Origin of the sequence: Ilumatobacter sp. (genome assembly GCF_041688325.1) — a bacterium.
Lineage (GTDB): Bacteria > Actinomycetota > Acidimicrobiia > Acidimicrobiales > Ilumatobacteraceae > Ilumatobacter_A.
Genome location: NZ_JBDNIJ010000191.1, coordinates 1 through 3,060 on the forward strand (window position 1 = coordinate 1; position 3,060 = coordinate 3,060).

The window sequence follows — 3,060 nt, forward strand, 5'->3', positions numbered from 1 at the left end:
CGCCGCCCCCGGCGAAACCGGAGGCGAAGCAAACGATCGGGCAGATCGGAACAAGAAGAACGATAACAGCATCGTCAAGCTTCCTGATCCGAGAGTCTTCATTGCCCGTGAAACGGTATGCCCGCTCGCCTGCAGCGCCGAACCGGGCCGCTGCTCCTGGTCATGCAGTCCGCTCCGCCTCCGTGAAAACGAGGTAGCGGCATGAGCGCGCTCGAAGCCAACGACCCAATTTTCGGTGATCCCAACATCGACGCAGCGCCACCGATCTGGAATCCGTTCACCAGCAGCGACGACGACGTGCTCGACGACGAGTCGGCACCGAACATCGACCTCGAGTTCATCGTTGACATATGGGAAGACGGGCCGCACTCACTCAATTACCGCATGACCGGAACCGTTGACTTCGTCACGCACGGCGCGTTCGATTCGCCCGAGGCGCTCCTCGAGCACGCCGTCAGCTTCGAGCAGCGCGCATGCGTTTGGCATGGTGCACTTCCGCTCGCCATCAAACTCGAAGACGGCAGCCGAGGCAAGAAAGGCGACGTGTCACGCTCGCTGCGATGGCTGTTCGCTGACCTTGACTGGAAGCACGCCGACGCCCACGCCGACTCGAACAAGTTGCCGACCGAGGCCGTGGTGCGCGCAGTCACCGAATCATTCAAGCCGATGCCGACGCACGTCATCGACTCTGGTCACGGCCTGCAGGTCTACTGGAAGCTTGACCGTGCTGTCGATCACGCCGAATGGGACGAGACAGCGAAACGGCTCAAGTCGATGTTGGTCGCCGCTGGCATCACGTCACCCGACCGAGTCACCGACCGGGCATCCGTGCTCCGCGTCCCCGGCACCTGGAATATGAAACCCGACTGCGAACCGGTAATGGTGAAGGTGCTCGAATCGACAGGCACCGAGCACTCGCCTGAGACGTTCAAGCAGGCCGCCCCGGCACCGACAGCCGAGCGTGAACGCGTAGCGCCCCCAGCGGCCACACAGAGCGTCTCAAAGCACTCTCAGACGGAAGAATCACCGGCCGCCTTCATCCGTCGAGACGGTGACGGTGTGACGTTCACAGCCCTACTCGAGCGTCACGGATTCATCATCGGCGACAACCTCGGGAACGAAGGCATCGACGTGACGCGACCAGGCAAAGTTGGCGGCACGTCAGGACGCGTACACACCGACATCCACGGCGGCCAGTTCTTGAATCTGTTCACCCCGAACGGACCCGCCAAGCTCTACACGGTCGGCAAACCTGGCGACGGCGACCCGGTATGCCGCTCACTGTCAAAATGGGACGCGTTCGTCGCGCTCGAATACGGCGGTGACGCAACAGCGGCCGGCCGAGCCGTACGGCAACAAATGAACAGCAACCGGTCGAACATCTCCACCACCGGGCTCGAGTTCAACGACATCGACGACCGGGGCGACGAACAGCCGAGCTCGACGAACGCAACAGGACTCACGATCCCGTCATCGTCACACAACGCGCCAATGGCCGGAGTCGACGGGTTCCGTTACACAGACGCCGGAAACGCGGCCCGACTACTCACCGCCCACGGCTCGCTGCTGCGCTTCGTGCCAATGTGGCGACGATGGCTTGTCTACGACGGAGCCCGCTGGAAACTCGATCACGCCGACACGTTCGCCGCACACTTTGCCACCGGCATCGGGCGAACCCTGATCGGCCAAATCGACAAGGTGTACCAAGACGACAACGCCCGCAAATCGTTGATCCGAGCTGTCAGCCGAGCCGAGTCAGCAGCCGGAATTAGCGCCACCCTGCAAGTCGCTTCATCGGTCCCAGGTGTAGCGATCGACCATGAATCACTCGACGCTGACCCGTGGCTGCTGAACGTCAAGAACGGAACCGTCGACCTGCACACAAGCGAGCTCCATGCACACAACTCGACGGACCTGCTCACAATGGTCACAGCCGTTGCGTATGACCCTGAGGCGACCGCAGAAACGTGGGACCGGTTCCTAGCCACCGTGCTGCCAGACCCGGCTGTACGGCGCTTCGTGCAACGTCTCGCCGGCCTCGCGTTACTCGGTGCCCAACCCGAACACGTCCTGCCGATCTTGCTCGGCGGGGGCGCGAACGGTAAATCCACGATGACCGGCGTGATGGCCAAAGTGTTAGGCGACTACTCGATCGTTGCGTCACGCGATCTTCTGCTCGCGATGAAGCACGACGCCCACCCGACCGCTAAGGCCGATCTATTCCGACGCCGGTTCGCTCACTCAGGCGAACTACCGGCCGGCGCGAAGCTCAACGAGGCACAAGTCAAAGAACTAACCGGCGACGACAAGATCAAAGCGCGCCGAATGCGTGAAGATCATTGGGAGTTCGAACCGTCGCATCTGTTGTGGCTGCACGCCAACCATCGGCCGTCGATTGAAGGAACCGACGACGGGATTTGGCGGCGCGTCTTGCTGATCCCGTTCGACGTGCAAGTGCCCCGAAGCGAACGTGATCCGGACCTCGCGCGCCGGATCGTGGCCGAAGAAGGATCAGGCGTACTGCGCTGGATGGTCGACGGACTCGCCGACTACCGCGAAGGCGGGCTCAGCATCCCTGCGATCGTTGCAGACGCCACACAGAGCTACCGAGGCGAGTCCGACACCGTGGCCGGGTTCCTCACCGAATCCGGCCTGACCATCGACCCGAAGCTCGAACTGTCCACCGGCGATCTGCTCATCATTCACGGCGAATGGTTCGCGGCCAGCGGATCGAGCGAGCCCGAAAAGGCCCACTACCAACGCGTCGTCCTTGCACTCAAGGAGAAGGGTGTCACCAGCGCCCGCTCAGGCTCCCGAGGACGGTTCTGGCGCGGCGTAGGGGCCACAACATGAGTGCCCAAAACGTGAAAAGTGTCAACGGGTGTCGACCTTTCCGGTTAACCCACAGAACTGCTCTCACACAGAACCAACCGGAACCGTCGACACCCGTTGACACTTTTCCGGCAAAACCCCTGCTCAGAGCACTGACAGCCTTTATCGCTGCGAGCCCGCTTTCCACGCCATCAACCCAGAAACCGACGCCCAGGAGCACCCGAATCC

The 3,060-nt window shown here is 62.2% G+C and carries 2 protein-coding genes; both read left to right on the forward strand.

Annotation, left to right across the window (positions count from 1 at the left end):
• The coding region (locus ACH2EI_RS11750) for a hypothetical protein (protein ID WP_395160132.1) at positions 1-205 on the forward strand (205 nt) is incomplete at its 5' end.
• A complete protein-coding gene (locus tag ACH2EI_RS11755) occupies positions 202-2,853 on the forward strand; it encodes a phage/plasmid primase, P4 family (RefSeq protein WP_395160134.1) in 2,652 nt (883 codons plus the stop codon). The genes ACH2EI_RS11750 and ACH2EI_RS11755, both read left to right, overlap by 4 nt.
• The last annotated feature ends 207 nt before the right edge of the window (positions 2,854-3,060 follow it).